The 15,925-nt window shown below is 72.6% G+C and carries 13 protein-coding genes; 5 read left to right on the top strand and 8 right to left on the bottom strand.

What is annotated here, in order from left to right:
* Positions 1 to 16: 16 nt before the first annotated feature.
* The 3 genes from IEY98_RS26090 to IEY98_RS26100 are packed head-to-tail and all read left to right on the top strand — an operon-like array spanning position 17 to position 4,882.
* Positions 17 to 2,995 (top strand): DEAD/DEAH box helicase, encoded by a 2,979-nt coding sequence (locus IEY98_RS26090; RefSeq protein WP_189213259.1) that lies wholly within the window; start codon positions 17 to 19, stop codon positions 2,993 to 2,995.
* Complete coding sequence (locus IEY98_RS26095; protein WP_189213260.1) at positions 2,988 to 3,803, top strand: SWIM zinc finger family protein; 816 nt, start codon at positions 2,988 to 2,990, stop codon at positions 3,801 to 3,803. The genes IEY98_RS26090 and IEY98_RS26095 overlap by 8 nt, the downstream gene beginning before the upstream one ends.
* A complete protein-coding gene (locus IEY98_RS26100) occupies positions 3,800 to 4,882 on the top strand; it encodes a DUF2293 domain-containing protein (protein WP_189213261.1) in 1,083 nt (360 codons plus the stop codon). The genes IEY98_RS26095 and IEY98_RS26100 overlap by 4 nt, the downstream gene beginning before the upstream one ends.
* On the opposite strand, the gene IEY98_RS26105 is transcribed toward IEY98_RS26100, so the two are convergent.
* The 4 genes from IEY98_RS26105 to IEY98_RS32885 all read right to left on the bottom strand — a co-directional run bounded on the left by IEY98_RS26105 (position 4,819) and on the right by IEY98_RS32885 (position 10,075).
* Positions 4,819 to 5,742 carry a neutral zinc metallopeptidase gene (locus IEY98_RS26105; RefSeq protein ID WP_189213262.1) on the bottom strand — a complete coding sequence of 308 codons (924 nt, stop codon included), beginning with the start codon at positions 5,740 to 5,742 and terminating at the stop codon, positions 4,819 to 4,821. The genes IEY98_RS26100 and IEY98_RS26105 overlap by 64 nt on opposite strands.
* Before the next feature lie 103 nt (positions 5,743 to 5,845).
* Positions 5,846 to 8,638 carry a vitamin B12-dependent ribonucleotide reductase gene (locus IEY98_RS26110; RefSeq protein WP_189213263.1) on the bottom strand — a complete coding sequence of 931 codons (2,793 nt, stop codon included), beginning with the start codon at positions 8,636 to 8,638 and terminating at the stop codon, positions 5,846 to 5,848.
* 91 nt (positions 8,639 to 8,729) lie between these two features.
* Positions 8,730 to 9,206 carry a transcriptional regulator NrdR gene (nrdR, locus tag IEY98_RS26115; protein ID WP_189213264.1) on the bottom strand — a complete coding sequence of 159 codons (477 nt, stop codon included), beginning with the start codon at positions 9,204 to 9,206 and terminating at the stop codon, positions 8,730 to 8,732.
* Between the two features lie 440 nt (positions 9,207 to 9,646).
* The gene (locus tag IEY98_RS32885) at positions 9,647 to 10,075 is read right to left on the bottom strand and encodes a LysM peptidoglycan-binding domain-containing protein (protein ID WP_229787471.1); all 429 of its coding nucleotides are present in this window, start codon (positions 10,073 to 10,075) and stop codon (positions 9,647 to 9,649) included.
* Between the two features lie 241 nt (positions 10,076 to 10,316).
* Between IEY98_RS32885 and lexA the strand changes: the two genes are divergently transcribed.
* Positions 10,317 to 11,003 (top strand): transcriptional repressor LexA, encoded by a 687-nt coding sequence (gene lexA, locus IEY98_RS26125; RefSeq protein WP_229787498.1) that lies wholly within the window; start codon positions 10,317 to 10,319, stop codon positions 11,001 to 11,003.
* On the opposite strand, the gene IEY98_RS26130 is transcribed toward lexA, so the two are convergent.
* From IEY98_RS26130 to IEY98_RS26140, 3 genes are all read right to left on the bottom strand, one after another.
* On the bottom strand, positions 11,000 to 12,013 hold the full coding sequence (locus tag IEY98_RS26130; protein ID WP_229787473.1) for a hypothetical protein: 1,014 nt from the start codon (positions 12,011 to 12,013) through the stop codon (positions 11,000 to 11,002). The genes lexA and IEY98_RS26130 overlap by 4 nt on opposite strands.
* An 86-nt stretch (positions 12,014 to 12,099) precedes the next feature.
* Positions 12,100 to 13,551 (bottom strand): GTPase HflX, encoded by a 1,452-nt coding sequence (gene hflX, locus IEY98_RS26135; RefSeq protein WP_373292465.1) that lies wholly within the window; start codon positions 13,549 to 13,551, stop codon positions 12,100 to 12,102.
* Positions 13,552 to 13,652: 101 nt separating this feature from the next.
* Positions 13,653 to 14,168 (bottom strand): ArsR/SmtB family transcription factor, encoded by a 516-nt coding sequence (locus IEY98_RS26140; RefSeq protein ID WP_258906571.1) that lies wholly within the window; start codon positions 14,166 to 14,168, stop codon positions 13,653 to 13,655.
* 70 nt (positions 14,169 to 14,238) lie between these two features.
* Here IEY98_RS26140 and IEY98_RS26145 point away from each other — a divergent pair, with 70 nt between their 5' ends.
* The gene (locus IEY98_RS26145) at positions 14,239 to 15,486 is read left to right on the top strand and encodes an MFS transporter (protein ID WP_189213268.1); all 1,248 of its coding nucleotides are present in this window, start codon (positions 14,239 to 14,241) and stop codon (positions 15,484 to 15,486) included.
* Between the two features lie 46 nt (positions 15,487 to 15,532).
* On the opposite strand, the gene IEY98_RS26150 is transcribed toward IEY98_RS26145, so the two are convergent.
* Positions 15,533 to 15,925: DUF349 domain-containing protein (locus tag IEY98_RS26150; RefSeq protein WP_189213269.1), on the bottom strand; the 393-nt coding region annotated here is incomplete at its 5' end.

A 15,925-nucleotide genomic window follows, 5' to 3' on the forward strand; every position in this document is an offset into this window, starting at 1 on the left:
GGGTACAGTCACCGGCGTGTTGGCGTTGCACTGCCTCGGCACGGCCGACGGCCAGGTCGTGCTCTGGGCCGAGGACTCCGCGCGGCCCGATCGCCGACCGGGCAAGGCCGCGCGGGGCGCCGTCGAGCACCCGTTCGCGGTCCCGGGCGCCGAACTCGCCGAGCGCCTGGGCGTCGAGGGGACGGAGCTGACGGTGCGGGCACTGCTGCCGTCGCACCCGTCGGCCCCGCTGCCCTCGCCGGAGCTGGTGCGCGACCCGCTGGCGACGGCGGCCGCCCAGCGCGGCGCCGTGCGGCTGCGGCCGTGGCTGGTCGGCGGGCTGGCCACCACGGCCGCCGTGCCCGAGCCCGACGACGTCCGCCTCGGCGCGAGCGCGCGCTACCTGGCCGCGCTGCGGGAGTTCGCCGAGGACCTGGTCGGCCGGGGCCGGGTGCTGCCCGCGGTGACGTCGTCCGGCCATGCCCGGTGGCGGCCCGCGCCCACCGGGGCGGACTCCGCGCGGCTGGCCCGGCTGCGCGAGGCCATGCCGCCCGCGCTGCGCGCGCAGCAGGTCGGCGGCGACGGCCTGCCCGCGGGCACCGTGCTCAGCTCGGTCCTGGACACCCTGGTCGACACGATCGCCCGGCAGCGCATCGGCGATCTCGACCTCGCGCCCGGCGGCCTGGTCGGCGACCAGGCGGCCGCCGTCACGCACGCGCTGCTCTCGGGCCTGTCCGGCGACCCGACCATGGGCACGCCCGCCCTGCCGACCGAACGGCTGGCGAGCGCGCTCACCACGTGGCGGGCGAGCGCCGCGCACGACGGCCCGGTGCGCGCGTGCTTCCGGCTGCACTCCCCCGACGGCGACGAGACCTGGGCCGTGGAGTTCCTGCTCCAGGCCGCCGACGACCCCAGCGTGCTGGTGCCCGCCAGCGAGGTCTGGAACGGCGGGCCGAACGTGCTGCGCCGCTGGGTCGCCCAGCCTGCCGACCTGCTGCTGGCCGAGCTGGGACGGGCGGGCCGGATCATCCCGGAGATCGACGACGCCCTGCACGACACGCACCCGACCGGCCTCGCGCTCGACACCGCGGGCGCGCACGCGTTCCTCACCCGCGCGGGCGAGCTGGACCAGGCCGGGTTCGGCGTCCTGCTGCCGTCGTGGTGGCAGACCGCGGCCGCCGAGGTCGGGCTCAAGCTGACCACCACCAGCCCGGGCACGCCGGGCGTGGTCTCCGGCAAGAGCGGGATGGGCCGCGACGAGCTGGTCCAGTACCGCTGGGACATGGCCGTCGGCGAGTCCACGCTCACCGCGGCCGAGCTGAAGGCGCTGGCCGACGCGAAGGTGCCCCTGGTGCGGGTGCGCGGCCGGTGGGTGCACCTCGACCAGCGCAGGCTCGCCGCCGGTCTGGAGTTCATCCGGCGCTCGGCGGAGGGCAGCACGAGCGCGGGCAACATCATGGCGCTGGCCGCGCTGCCGCCCGACGACCCGCTGCTGCCCGCGCCCGTGGTCGGCATCGACGGCGACGGCTGGCTCGCCGACCTGCTCAACGGCCGCATGGAGGCTCGGCTCGAACCGGTGAAGGCGCCCGCCGGGTTCGGCGCGGACCTGCGGCCGTACCAGGAGCGCGGCCTGGCCTGGATGGCCTTCCTCGACCGGCTGGGCATGGGCGCGTGCCTCGCCGACGACATGGGCCTGGGCAAGACGGTGCAGCTGCTGGCGCTGGAGGCGCTGGCCCGCGCCGACGCCGAGCGCCCGCCGACGCTGCTGGTCTGCCCGATGTCGCTGGTCGGCAACTGGCAGCGGGAGGCCGCCAAGTTCGCCCCCGACCTGCGCGTGCACGTCCACCACGGAAGCAGCCGGGGCAGGCTCGACGAGGTCGACGCCGACCTGGTGATCACCACCTACAACCTGCTCGCCCGCGACAGCGCCCGGTTCGCCGAGCGCGAGTGGGACCGCGTGGTGCTGGACGAGGCGCAGAACATCAAGAACAGCGCCTCCCGGCAGTCCCGCGCCGCGCGGTCGATCCCGGCCCGCCACCGGATCGCGCTGACCGGGACGCCGGTGGAGAACCGGCTGGCGGAGCTGTGGTCCATCATGGACTTCGCCAACCCCGGCCTGCTCGGGTCCGTGCACCGGTTCCGGGCGCGCTTCGCCGTGCCGATCGAGCGCTACCACGACGAGGACGCCGCCACCCGGCTGCGGCGGGTCACCGGGCCGTTCGTGCTGCGCCGCGTCAAGACCGACCCGACGATCATCAGCGACCTGCCCGACAAGGTCGAGATGAAGCAGCTGTGCAACCTCACCGCCGAGCAGGCCTCGCTCTACCAGGCCGTCGTCGACGACATGCTGCTCAAAGTGGACGAGTCCGAAGGCGTGCAGCGCAAGGGCCTGGTGCTGTCGACGATCACCCGGCTCAAGCAGGTGTGCAACCACCCGGCCCAGTACCTCGGCGACGGCTCGCGCATCGCCGGTCGCTCCGGCAAGCTCGCCCGGCTGGAGGAGACGCTGGAGGAGGTCATCGCCGACGGCGACAAGGCGCTGGTGTTCACCCAGTTCGCCGCGTTCGGCGGGATGCTGGTGCCGCACCTGGCCGCGCGGTTCGACACCGAGGTGCTGTTCCTGCACGGCGGTGTCGCCAAAGCGCGGCGGGACGCCATGGTCGAGCGGTTCCAGTCCGGCGACGGGCCCTCGATCTTCCTGCTGTCGCTCAAGGCGGGCGGCACCGGCCTGACGCTGACCGCCGCCAACCACGTCATCCACCTGGACCGGTGGTGGAACCCGGCGGTGGAGGACCAGGCCACCGACCGGGCCTTCCGCATCGGCCAGCGCCGCGACGTCCAGGTGCGCAAGCTGATGTGCATCGGCACGCTGGAGGAGAAGATCGACGCGATGATCGAGCGCAAGAAGGCGCTCGCGCGGCTCGCCGTCGGCACCGGTGAGGACTGGCTGACGGAGCTGTCGACCGAGGAGCTGCGCGAGGTCGTCTCGCTGTCCGCGGAGGTCGTCATTGAGTGAGGACGAGTGGTGGCGCGACGCGCCCACCCGCACGATCAAGGTCGAGAACGGCCTGCGCGCCCGCAGCACGCGCGGCGACATCGCGCGCACGTGGTGGTCGCGGCGGTTCATCGAGGTGCTGGAGGAGCTCGGCCTCGGCGGCAGGCTGGAGCGCGGCAAGCGCTACGCCCGGCAGGGGCAGGTCGTGAGCATGTCGCTGTCGCCGAGCATCGTCGTCGCCACCGTGCAGGGCTCGCGACCGGCGCCGTACCGGGTCAAGATCGGGGTCAAGGCCTTCACCGCCGACCAGTGGGCGCAGGTGGAGCAAGCGCTTGCGGGGCGGGCGCTGTACCTGGCCAAGCTGCTCGCGGGCGAGATGCCGACCGGGATCGAGGAGGTGTTCGAGGGCATCGGGCTGCGGCTGTTCCCGAACTCCTTCGCCGAGTTCTCCATGGAGTGCTCGTGCCCGGACTGGGAGGTGCCGTGCAAGCACCTCGCGGCGACCTGCTACCTGCTCGCCGAGTCCTTCGACACCGACCCGTTCGAGATCCTGGCCTGGCGCGGGCGGTCCCGCCAGGACCTGCTCGACAGCCTGCGCGCCCGTCGCGGCGGACCCGCGGTGGCCCCCGAACCGGGCCCCGACCCGCTGCCGGACGACCCGGCCGCGTTCTGGGCAGCGGGCTCGGTGCCGCCCGCGCCCGCGCCGCCCGCCCCGGGCGCGCCGGGGGCCGTGCTCGACCGGCTTGACCCGCTGCCGGTGCTGCTGCGGGGCAGGCCGCTGACGGAGTACCTGCGCCCCGCGTACCGGGCGTTCGCGGAGGAAGCGTGACGGCACTGTCGACGCGGGTGCGCGTCATCGCCGAGGAACTGGTGCGCCGCAAGGGAACCGTCGCGCCCATCGACGTGCTGACCGGGCTGGGGTGGCTGTCGGCGCGGACGGTGGAGTCGTGGCGGCAGGGCCGCGTGCCCCGACTGGACGCGGTCGCCGCCGTACCGCCCGAACGGCTCGCGGAGGCGGTCGGACTGTTGCGCGAGTGGGCGTCGGCGCGCGGGCTCCATTCGTCCGAAGTGGACTACGTCGCCGCCACGCTGGACGCGCGGCCCCTGCGCTTCGGCGACGACGACCGGCCGTTCCGCACGCATTGGACCGACCCCGACCTCTCCCCCGCCCGGCGCGCCCGGATCGAGGCTAAGGCGAAGGCCGTGCCGGACCCGGTCGCGCTGCGGCCGGACAAGCGCTGGCACTGCTCGCTGTGCCGGGAGACCGGCGACTTCCACTTCGTCGAGGACGACCTGCCGGTCTGCCTGGCCTGCGCGGACATGGACCACCTCGTGTTCCTGCCGTCCGGGGACGCGGCGCTGACCCGGCGGGCGCGCGCGGCCAGCGGGCTCGCCGCGGTGGTCATGACCTGGCACAAGCCGCGCAAACGCTTCATCAGGTGCGGCACCCTGGTCGAACGGGCCGCGCTGGAGACCGCCGAGGAGCAGTGCCTGGCCGACGAGGACGCGCGCGAGCGCAGGCGCGTCCGCGACCGGGCCCGCCGCGAGCTGCAGGACCTCGCGTTCACCGCGGCCTTCTCGGACCGGATCGCGGAGCTGTTCCCCGGCCTGGCCGCGGCCCGCGCCCAGGCGATCGCCGAGCACGCGAGCGTGCGCAGCAGCGGCCGGGTCGGCCGCTCGGCGGCGGGGCAGGCGCTGGACGAGCACGCCGTCACGCTGGCCGTCGTCGCCGCCATCCGGCACGAGGAGACCGACTACGACGCGATGCTCATGGCCGGGGTGCCGCGCGCGGTCGCGCGCGAGCGCATCCGGGAGAGGGTGGACGCGGTGCTGACCCGCTGGCGTCAGGCGACGCTGGACGGCGACGCCGACCAGGTGTCGCAGTCGGCGGTGGACTCGCCCGCATAGCCCGCCTTCGCCCAGAGCAGCTGGTTGTTGGCGCTGCCGTGGCTGTCGGAGTCCTCGACGTAGGCGAACCCGGCCACGGCGGCCTCGGCGGTGTCGGCGTCGATGTCCCCGCGATCCCGGGCGGCGGCGAGGAACAGCCCGGCGAAGCAGTTGGCCTGCAGCTCGACCCGGCGGGACAGCTCCAGCTCCTCCTGCTCCTCCGCGGCCCGCTCCCGCCGCTCGGCGGTGCCGAGGATGCCAGCGAGCGCCTGCACGTGGTGGCCGTACTCGTGGGCGAGGACGGCCAGGTGCAGGCCCGCGTCGTCGGCGGCGTCGTCGAGCAGCCGGGCGCGCGGCATGGAGATGACCTCGTCGCCGGCGCAGTAGAAGGCGACCGCCTCGTCCTCGTCGGGCGCGAACCCGCACTCGCCGCGGGGGTTGTCCGCCACGGTCAGCTCGGGCGAGCGGACGGGCTTGCCTGCCGCCTCCAGCGGCTTGGCCCAGGCCTGGTCGAGGCAGCCGATGGCCTGGCGGTAGTACGCCTCCAGCCCGGCCGAGTCCGTCCTGAGCTCGGGGAGGTCGCACGCGACCTGCGCCAACGGCGAGCCGGGGCGCATCAGCGGATTGCGCGCGAGCGTGTCGAGCGTCGCCTGCGCCTGCCCCTCCTTGGGCACGACCTCCGCGTCGACCGAGGTCGCGTACCCGTGGACGAGGGTGGTGAACCCTCCCGAGCTGGCCCGCCCGACCACCGCGATGAGCAGCACCCCGACGAGCACCATGGCGAAGATCGCCACCAACGCGAACGGCGAGTTGCGCCGCTCCGGCCCCGCCTGGACCACCTGCACGGGCGCGATCGGCCGCCACCCGCCCGGATCACTCATCCCTCACCCCCAGGCCCGATCGGGGAATCCTACTAGGTCCCGAGGACGACGAGCGCACGAGAAAGGGGGAGCCCGACCAGCGGACTCCCCCTCTTCGCGACGGCTAGCTGCAGCCCGAGGTCGAGCCGCAGCCCTCGCAGACGTAGCAGGAGCCTGCGGGGCGCATCTTGGTGCCGCAGGTCATGCACAGGGGGGCGTCGGCCGCCTTGCCCAGGTGCAGTTCCAGCAGTTCCGTCGAGCTGTGCGCCTCGTGGGTCTCCTCTGCGGGCTCGATGGCCGCGCGCGGGGTCGCGTCGACCGAGGTGCGCAGGCCCTCCAGGTCCACATCAGACTGTCCGCTGTAGTCGTTGGCGACCTGCGCGGCGCGCTCGTCGGCGGTGAAGATGCCGAGTTGGGCGCGCTTGTCGTAGGGCAGGTAGTCCAGCGCCAGGCGGCGGAACAGGTAGTCCAGGACGCTGGTGGCGATGCGCACGTCCGGGTCGTCGGTCATGCCCGCTGGCTCGAAGCGCAGGTTCTGGAACTTCGAGACGTAGAACTCCAGCGGGATGCCGTACTGCAGGCCGACCGAGATCGACATGGAGAACGCGTCCATCACGCCTGCCAGGGTGGAGCCCTGCTTGCCCAGCTTGACGAAGATCTCGCCGAGGCCGTCGTCGGGGTAGGAGCCCGCGTGCAGGTAGCCCTCCGCGCCGCCGACGGTGAACGACACCGTCTGCGACGGGCGCTTCTTCGGCAGGCGCTTGCGCACCGGGCGGTACTCGACGACCTTCTCCGGCTCGGCCGCGCCCTTGGCGCCCTTGCCCGCCGACAGCGGCTGGCCGACCTTGCAGTTGTCGCGGTAGATCGCCAGCGCCTTGAGGCCCAGCTTCCAGCCCTGGAAGTAGATCTCCTCGACCTCCTCCACGGTCGCCGTCTCCGGCATGTTGACCGTCTTGGAGATCGCGCCGGAGATGAACGGCTGCACCGCGGCCATCATCCGGACGTGGCCCATCGGCGCGATGGAGCGCTCGCCCATGGCGCAGTCGAAGACCTCGTAGTGCTCCGGGCGCAGGCCCGGCGCGTCGACGACGTGGCCGTGCTCGGCGATGTACTCCACGATCGCCTCGACCTGCTCGCCCTGGTAGCCCAGCGAGGTCAGCGCGCGCGGCACGGTCTGGTTGACGATCTGCATGGAGCCGCCGCCGACCAGCTTCTTGAACTTGACCAGCGCCAGGTCCGGCTCGATACCGGTGGTGTCGCAGTCCATCATCAGGCCGATGGTGCCGGTCGGGGCGAGCACGCTGGCCTGGGCGTTGCGCCAGCCGTTGCGCGCGCCCACCTCCAGCGCGGTCTGCCACTCGCGCGTCGCCACGCGGTGCACCGCGGCGTCGTTCTTGTGGTAGGTCCGCACGAGGTCGTTGGCCGCGGCGTGCTTGCGCATGACCCGCTGGTGGCCCTCGGCGTTGCGGGCGTAGCCCTCGTACGGGCCGACGACCCCGGCGAGCTCGGCGGAGCGCCGGTAGGCGGCGCCCGTCATCAGCGAGGTGATCGCCGCGGCCAGCGCGCGGCCGCCGTCGGAGTCGTAGGCGTGGCCGGTCGCCATCAGCAGCGCGCCGATGTTGGCGTAGCCGATGCCCAGCTGGCGGAACCGGCGCGTGGTCTCGGCGATCGGCTCGGTCGGGAAGTCGGCGAAGCAGATGGAGATGTCCATCGCGGTGATGACCAGCTCGACGGCCTTGACGAAGGTCTCGGCGTCGAACGAGCCGTCGTCGGCGAGGAACTTCATCAGGTTCAGCGACGCCAGGTTGCAGCTGGAGTTGTCCAGGTGCATGTACTCGCTGCACGGGTTCGACGCGGTGATCCGCCCGGACTCCGGGCAGGTGTGCCAGTCGTTGATCGTGTCGTCGTACTGGATGCCCGGGTCGGCGCACTCCCACGCGGCCTTCGCCAGCTTGCCGAACAGGCCCTTGGCGTCGACGTGCTCGATGACCTCGCCGGTGGTCCGCGACCGCAGCCCGAACCGGCCCGAGGACTCCACCGCGTGCATGAACTCGTCCGACACGCGCACGGAGTTGTTCGCGTTCTGGTACTGCACGGAGGTGATGTCGGACCCGCCGAGGTCCATGTCGAAGCCCGCGTCGCGCAGGACGCGGATCTTCTCCTCCTCGCGCGCCTTGGTCTCGATGAACTCCTCGACGTCGGGGTGGTCGACGTCGAGCACGACCATCTTCGCCGCGCGGCGGGTCGCCCCGCCGGACTTGATGGTGCCCGCGGACGCGTCGGCGCCGCGCATGAACGACACCGGGCCGGACGCGGTGCCGCCGGAGGACAGCAGCTCCTTGGACGAGCGGATGCGGGAGAGGTTCAGGCCCGCGCCCGAGCCGCCCTTGAAGATCAGACCCTCTTCCTTGTACCAGTTGAGGATCGAGTCCATCGTGTCGTCGACGGCCAGGATGAAGCAGGCCGAGACCTGCTGCGGGGAGCTGGTGCCGACGTTGAACCAGACCGGGGAGTTGAAGCTGAAGACCTGGTGCAGCAGCATCCAGGTCAGCTCGTGCTCGAAGACCTCGGCGTCGGTGTCGGTGGCGAAGTAGCCGTGCTTGACGCCCGCCTCGGTGTAGGACTTCACCACGCGGTCGATGAGCTGGCGCAGCGAGTGCTCGCGGACCGGGGTGCCCACGGCGCCGCGGAAGTACTTGCTGGTGACGATGTTGGTCGCGTTGACCGACCAGAAGTCGGGGAACTCGACACCGCGCTGCTCGAAGTTGACCGAGCCGTCGCGCCAGTTGGTCATGACGACGTCGCGGTGCTCCCAGGTCACCTCGTCGTAGGGGTGCACCCCCTCGGTCGTGTAGACCCGCCGCACGCGCAGCCCCGGCCGTGCTGTGTCCGCAGGCGTCCCCACGGTCTCGGTCATGACAACTCCCTCGTGAACTGTGGCCACGTCCGGGCTCCCCGTCCGATGCGGCCTGGTCTGCTTGTGTGCCCCGCGCTGGGGCCGTAGACGCTTATTCGCCATCACCGCGCGCCGCCTCCCGCGCCATCACGGCGCGGAGGTCGGCGATCTCCTTCTCGAAGTCCTCGACTGAGGAAAAGCTCCTGTAGACCGAGGCGAACCGCAGGTAGGCCACCTCGTCCAGTTCGCGCAGCGGCCCGAGGATGGCCAGCCCCACCTCGTGGCTGGGCACCTCGGCCGGTCCGGTCGCGCGGATGGTCTCCTCCACGCGCTGGGCCAGCTGCTGCAGCTGGTCCTCGTCCACCGGCCTGCCCTGACAGGCCCTGCGCACGCCGCGCACGACCTTCTCCCGGCTGAACGGCTCGGTGACGCCCGACCGCTTCACCACGGCCAGCACCGCCTCCTCGACGGTGGTGAACCGGCGGCTGCACGCCGCGCACGACCGCCGCCTGCGGATGACCTGGCCCTCGTCGACCTCGCGCGAGTCGACGACCCGGGAGTCCGGGTGCCTGCAGAACGGACACCGCATATCCGACTCCTCCTCGCCACTCGGTCGGCCCAGTCCGGCGACCACGCTTGGTGATCAATCTGTGGACAACACCCGGGGGCGAGGTGGATAACCGACCCCAACCTGTGGACAAACTACAGCGGTGTAACCCCAAGATGTTGGGGTTGAACCTATGCCTGAGGGGCAGATGTTGGCAACTCGAGGCGTGTCCGGCGTGTCGCGGCCGCGACGAGGCCCGCCACCAGCGCAAATACCCGCGGCGGAGATCAAGCAACTGGGTGACCACACAACGTCACTCGTTCGGGCGAAGCACAACGGAAGAACGTGCTATGGGAACAACGCGCGCGGCGGCGTGAGTATGCCCTGACGAGCATGATCGCCCGAGGCGGCCTCGACGGCGACCGAGGCCGGAGCGCGCCCGGGATACCCGGATCGACCGGGCTTGTGATTCAGCTAACAGTCTAGCCGCGCGCGGCGGGCACGGTGAGCGGCTGACCGGGGACGACGGCGGCGTCGGGGAGGCCGTTGAGCTCGCGGATGCGGTCCACCACGGCGGCCACGTCGCTGCCCGGCGCGCTCCGCCGGGCGATGTCCGACAGGGTCTCGCCGGGCGCGACGTAGACCGTCGTCGTCGTGGCGGGCACCGTCGACTCGGCCAGCGAACCGGCGTACGCACCGAAGCCGTACACCAGCGCCGCGACCGCGGCCGCCGCCGCCACCAGGACCGTGACCGGCATGGATGAGCGGCGCGGGGCGCAGTCGGCCGCCGCGACGACGTGCGGCGCGTCGACCGGGCGCCGCCTGGTCGGCGGCCGCAGCCTGCCCCGGCCCGCCCCGCGCGCGGGGACCAGGTGCCGCGTCGAGGACTCGGTGGTCAGCGTCGCCGCCATGGCAACCTCCTCGAACTCCCGTTCGATCGAACGTCCGTGCGAATGTGTACCACCTCAGGGCCGAGGATTTCCAGACCTGACCGGCGTGTCGCTCGAACAGGTGTTTGATCTCCGCAGGTCATAGGACTACCGTCGACACAGGACATGATCGCCGGGGCGGTCCCGGCACAACCTGGAGGACAGCGCAGTGGCAGGCACGAACGGACGCACCCCCGCAGACACCCCGAAGCGCAAGCCCGCGGTGCGCGGCACGGTGCGCAAGTTCCCCGAGCCGGATTCGGAAAGCGCTGAACTCCCGCTTCGCCAGCGCCAGGTGCTCGAGGTCATCCGGTCATGGGTCCAGCGCTTCGGCTACCCGCCCAGCGTGCGCGAGATAGGCGAGGCCGTGGGGCTGACGTCCACCTCGTCGGTGGCCTACCAGCTGCGAGCGCTGGAGGAGAAGGGCTACCTGCGCCGCGACCCGAACCGCCCGCGCGCGATCGGCGTCCTGCCCGCCGACGCCACGCCCGCCCAGCTGCGCGGCGACGAGCCCGCCGAGCCCGACAGCGGCCCGCGCCCGGCCTACGTGCCGGTGCTGGGCCGCATCGCCGCCGGTGGCCCGATCCTGGCCGAGCAGGCCATCGAGGACGTCTTCCCGCTGCCCAAGGAGCTGGTCGGCGAGGGCTCGCTGTTCATGCTCAAGGTCGCGGGCGACTCGATGATCGACGCCGCCATCGCCAACGACGACTGGGTCGTCGTGCGCCAGCAGCCCAACGCCGACAACGGCGACATCGTCGCCGCCATGATCGACGGCGAGGCGACGGTGAAGACCTTCAAGCGCCGCGACGGGCACGCCTGGCTGCTGCCGCAGAACGACGCCTACGAGCCCATCCCGGGCGACGAGGCGACGATCCTGGGCAAGGTCGTGGCGGTGCTGCGGCGGCTCTAGGCGCGCTTGCGGGTGGCCCTGCGGTGCATGAACAGCAGCAGGGCCCCGACCGCGACGGCGGTGACGCCGATCGCGGGGATCGTGGCCAGACCGTCGTCCTCGACCACGGGCGCGGCGGTCTGCCCCGGTTCCGGCTCAGGCGTCGCCTCGGTCGTGGGCGGCGCCTCCTCGGCCGTGACGGTCACCCCGGACACGGTCCGCACGGTGCTGCCCTCGCCTTCCGACATCGACACCAGCGTGCCGTCCGGCTCGATGGCGATGGCCTCGCCCTGCGGCTCGTTCGGCAGCGGGACGCGGACCGGCTCGCGCTTCAGCGCGGCGAGGATGTCCCCGTCGGGGGCGGCGTAGAGGTAGGCGTCCGTGTAGGTGCGCAGCGCGACGACCGTCCCGTCCGGACTCACCGCTCCCCCGGTCACCAGCACCGAGCCCACGGACGCGGGCACCGGGCCGCCCTGGGTGTCGGTCGGGCGCAGGGTGAGCGAGCCGACGTGCTCCAGCGCCGTCGGACCAGGGCTGGTCAGCTTCTTGGCGGGCCGGTAGATGTCGGCGGTGCCGAACGGGTTCTTGGTCACCAGGTGGGGCACGCCGTCGCGGGAGAGCAGCAGCGCCTCGGAGTCCTTCGGACCGTCCGGATAGGTCACCCGGTGCACCGTCGACTTGCCGCCCGGGGTCAGGGAGATCAGGGCGACGGTCTTGCGGTCCTTGTCGTTGTCGCCGGTGTCGGAGAGCCACAGCGTGCCGTCCGCGGCGCGGGCGAGGTCCTCGACGTCGTAGGGGTCCGTCGGCCCGGTGATGACGTCCGCGACCGTGCAGTCGCGGTCGAGGACGTAGACGGTGGACGCGCGGCCGCCGTCGTTGACGACGTACCAGTGCTCGCCGTCAGCGGCCACACCGGACACCTCGGCCAGCCGATCGTCCGTGAGCGCGCACTGGTCCTCCTGCGCGGCCGCGCCGGGAGCGCCCAGCACCGACAGCGCCCCCATGAGTGCCAGGGTCAACACAACCCGCACCGCCACCTCCCCGTGTCCACACCACGGTAGCGGGGAAACGCCGTCGGCCCCGGAGGTTCTCCGGGGCCGACAGGTCGTCAGGCGGGTCAGGCGATCGAGCGGTCCACGACGAAGGCCGCCAGCACGCCCGCGAGGTCGGGCCGGACCCGGGCCCGCACGTGCGTGCCGACCTCGGTGTGCTCGGTGGAGAGCACCTCGCCCTCGCGGTGGATTCGGGCCACCAGCTCGCCGCGCTCGTACGGGACGAGCACGTCCAGCTCCCGGTTCGGCCGGGGCAGCAGCTCCGCGAGCCGCTCGCGCAGCTCGTCGACGCCCGCCCCGGTGTGCGCGGAGACGAACACCGCGTCCGGGATCAGGTGCCGCAGCCGGGCGATGGCCAGGTCGCCCGCGGCGTCGGTCTTGTTGACCACCACCAGCTCGGGCGGCATCGGCGTGTCGTGCTTCTGCCCGATCTCGCCGAGCACCTCGCGCACCGCGTTGATCTGCCACTCCGGCATCGGGTCGGAGCCGTCGACCACGTGCAGCACGAGGTCGGCGTCGGCCACCTCGTCCAGCGTGGTGCGGAACGCCTCCACCAGCTGGTGCGGCAGGTGCCGCACGAAGCCGACGGTGTCGGTCAGCGTGTAGGTGCGCCCGTCCGGGGTCTCGGCGCGCCGGGTGGTCGCGTCGAGGGTGGCGAACAGCGCGTCCTCCACCAGCACACCCGCGCCGGTCAGCGCGTTGAGCAGGCTGGACTTGCCCGCGTTGGTGTAGCCGGCGATGGCCACGCTGGGCACCTCGTTGGCCACGCGGCGCCCGCGCTTGGTGGCCCGGACCGTGCCCATGCCCTTGATCTCGCGGCGGAGCTTGGCGATGCGGGCGTGGATGCGCCTGCGGTCGGTCTCCAGCTTGGTCTCACCGGGACCGCGCAGACCCACACCGCCGCCAGCGCCGCCTGCGCGGCCACCGGCCTGCCGGGACAGCGTCTGGCCCCAGCCGCGCAGCCTGGGCAGCAGGTACTGCAGTTGGGCGAGCTCGACCTGGGTCTTGCCCTCCTTGGACCGGGCGTGCTGGGCGAAGATGTCCAGGATCAGCGCGGTGCGGTCGATGACCTTGACCTTGAGCCGGGCCTCCAGCTGCTGCAGCTGGGACGGCGAGAGCTCACCGTCGCAGATCACCGTGTCCGCGCCGGTCGCGGCGACGATGTCGCCGAGCTCGCGGACCTTGCCCGAGCCGATGTAGGTGGCCGGGTCCGGCTTGTCGCGCCGCTGCACGAGGCCCTCGAGGACCTGCGAGCCCGCGGTCTCGGCCAGGCGGGCCAGCTCGGCCAGCGACGCCTCGGACGCCAGCGCCGACCCCTCGGTCCACACCCCGACGAGCACGACCCGCTCCAGGCGGAGCTGGCGGTACTCGACCTCGGTGATGTCCTCGAGTTCGGTGGACAGCCCGGCGACGCGCCGCAGCGACGACCGCTCCTCCAGTTCGAGTTCACCGAGGGAGAGGTCAGCCGGACCGTGGGGAAAGCCACCATTGCGGAAGTCACCGTCGTCTGGCTGAATGAATTCCTCTGTCACTAGGTGAACACGTCCTTCGCGGTCGGTGCCGGTCTGTTCCGGCGTTGTTTCCATAGTCGCACGTGATGACGCCTAATGGGACTGAATTATTCCCCCGGGTAGAACGACACGTAGATGCCCGTGCGGGGTTGACCGGGCTCCAGGGGGCGTGCCGCGAAGTCGTCGAGCACGTCCTGGATGCGCCGCATCAGCTCCTCCCGGCCCGCCTCGTCGACCTGCACGACCAGGCGGGACTGCAGCAACTCGGCGAAGTCGGCCTCGCCGACCTCGGCCAGGTACGCCTGCAGCATCGCCTCGGCCACCTCGCGGTTGCCCCGGCCCGGGTTGTCGATCCGCCAGGAACGCCCGGTCGAGCGGTAGGGGATTTCCCGCGCCCCCCGGTTGCCGCGCCGCACGGGCAGCGCTTCGAGGAATCCGGCGTCGACGAGTTTGCGCACGTGGTGGAGCGTGGTCGCCGGATCGCGGTCGAGCTGGGTAGCGATCTCCCGGTTGGTCAGCGGGCGCTGGTGGGTCATCCGGATGATCCGCAGCCGCACGGCCGAGCCGAGCACGGCCACGTCGACCGGCGTCGCGGGCGTGCGGGCGGGGTTCTCTTCGCTCACAGCCACCCACTCTACGGCGGCGGGGCAAAGTGATTGACACATTCCAATCACTGCCGCCATCATGCTGCCCATGGCCAGCACCCTGCGTCACCACGCCGACTTCCGCCGTCTCTGGGCGGGTGACACGATCGCCCAGGTCGGCACGCACGTGGGCCTCGTCGTGCTCCCCCTGCTGGCCGTCGGCCTGCTCAACGCGTCGGCGTTCCAGATGGGCCTGCTGACGGCCGCGGAGCACGCCGCGTTCCTGCTGCTGGGGCTGCCCGCCGGGGCATGGGTGGACCGGGTGCGGCGCAGGCCGCTGATGATCCGGATGGACCTCGCCAGGGCCGCCCTGCTGGCCACGGTGCCGCTCGCCTGGTGGATGGACGCGCTCACGTTCACCCAGCTGGTGGTCGTCGCGCTGCTGGTGGGCACGTGCACGGTGTTCTTCGACGTCGGCTACCAGTCCTACCTGCCGTCGCTGGTGGGCAGGCAGCACCTGGTCGAGGGCAACGCCAAGCTGCAGGCCAGCCACTCCGTCGCGTTCACGACCGGCCCGGCGCTGGGCGGCGGGCTGGCCCAGCTGGTCGGCACCGCGGTGGCGCTGCTGACCACAGGCCTGGGCTACCTCGCCTCGGCGCTGTTCCTGAGCCGGATCCGCACGGTCGAGCCCGAACCGGTCCGACCGGCGCGGCGGGACCTGCGGGCCGAGGTGATGGAGGGCCTGCGGTTCGTCGTCCGCAACCGCTACCTGCGCCCGATGGTCAGCTGCACGGCGACGTGGAACCTGTTCGGCGGGGTCCAGAACGCGGTGCTGATCCTGTTCCTGGTCACCCAGGTCGGCCTGACCGAGGGCGCGGTCGGCCTGGTGGTGGGCCTGGCGGGGGTCGGCGGCATCGTGGGGGCGCTCGTGGCCGCCCGCGTCAACCGGGCGATCGGGCAGGCCAGGGCCATCTGGGTCGTCCAGGTCGTCAGCGCCCCGTTCGGCCTGCTGCTGCCCATGGCCGCCCCGGGCTGGCCGCTGGTGGTCGCCGTGGCGGGCACCGTCGTCGTCTCGGTGTGCGTGGTGGTCTACAACGTCGCCCAGGTCAGCTTCCGCCAGACGATCTGCCCGGACCACCTGCTGGGCCGGATGAACGCCAGCGTCCGCTTCCTCGTCTGGGGCTCGCTGCCCCTGGGCGGCCTCCTCGGCGGCGTGCTGGGCGAGCTGATCGGCCTGCGCCCGACGCTGTGGGTGGCCGCGTCCGGGTGCGGCCTGGCCTCGCTGTGGGTGCTCCTGTCGCCGCTGCGCGGGCTGCGCGACCTGCCGGAGGAGCACCGGACCGAGACCGTCGGCTGACACGGCCGTGGGCCGCCCCGGTCGGGGCGGCCCACGGTCGGCGTGCTCAGCGGGTGGCGACGGCCTGCTCGGCGGCGGCCAGCCACTCCCGCCACTGGGCGGCCTGCGCCTCGGCCTGCTCGGCGCGGCGCTTGTCGCCCGCGGCGCGGGCCTTGGCCGCCTGGGCCTCGAACTGCTCGACCCGCTCGCGGAACTGCGCGGCCCTGGCCTCGGCCTCCGGGTCGGTCCGCCGCCACTGCGCGTCGGCGGCGGTGCGGACCTTCTCCTCGACGGCGCGGAGCCTGCCCTCCAGCTCGCGGATGCGCTCGCGCGGGACCTTGCCGATCTCCTCCCAGCGCTCCTGGATGCGGTGCAACTGCGCGCGCGCCGCCTCCAGATCGCCCTGCGGGTTGATCTTCTCGGCCTCGGCGAGCAGCTCCTCCTTGCGCTTGGCGTTCTC

The organism is Actinokineospora fastidiosa (assembly GCF_014648415.1).
GTDB classification, from domain to species: Bacteria; Actinomycetota; Actinomycetes; order Mycobacteriales; family Pseudonocardiaceae; genus Actinokineospora; species Actinokineospora fastidiosa.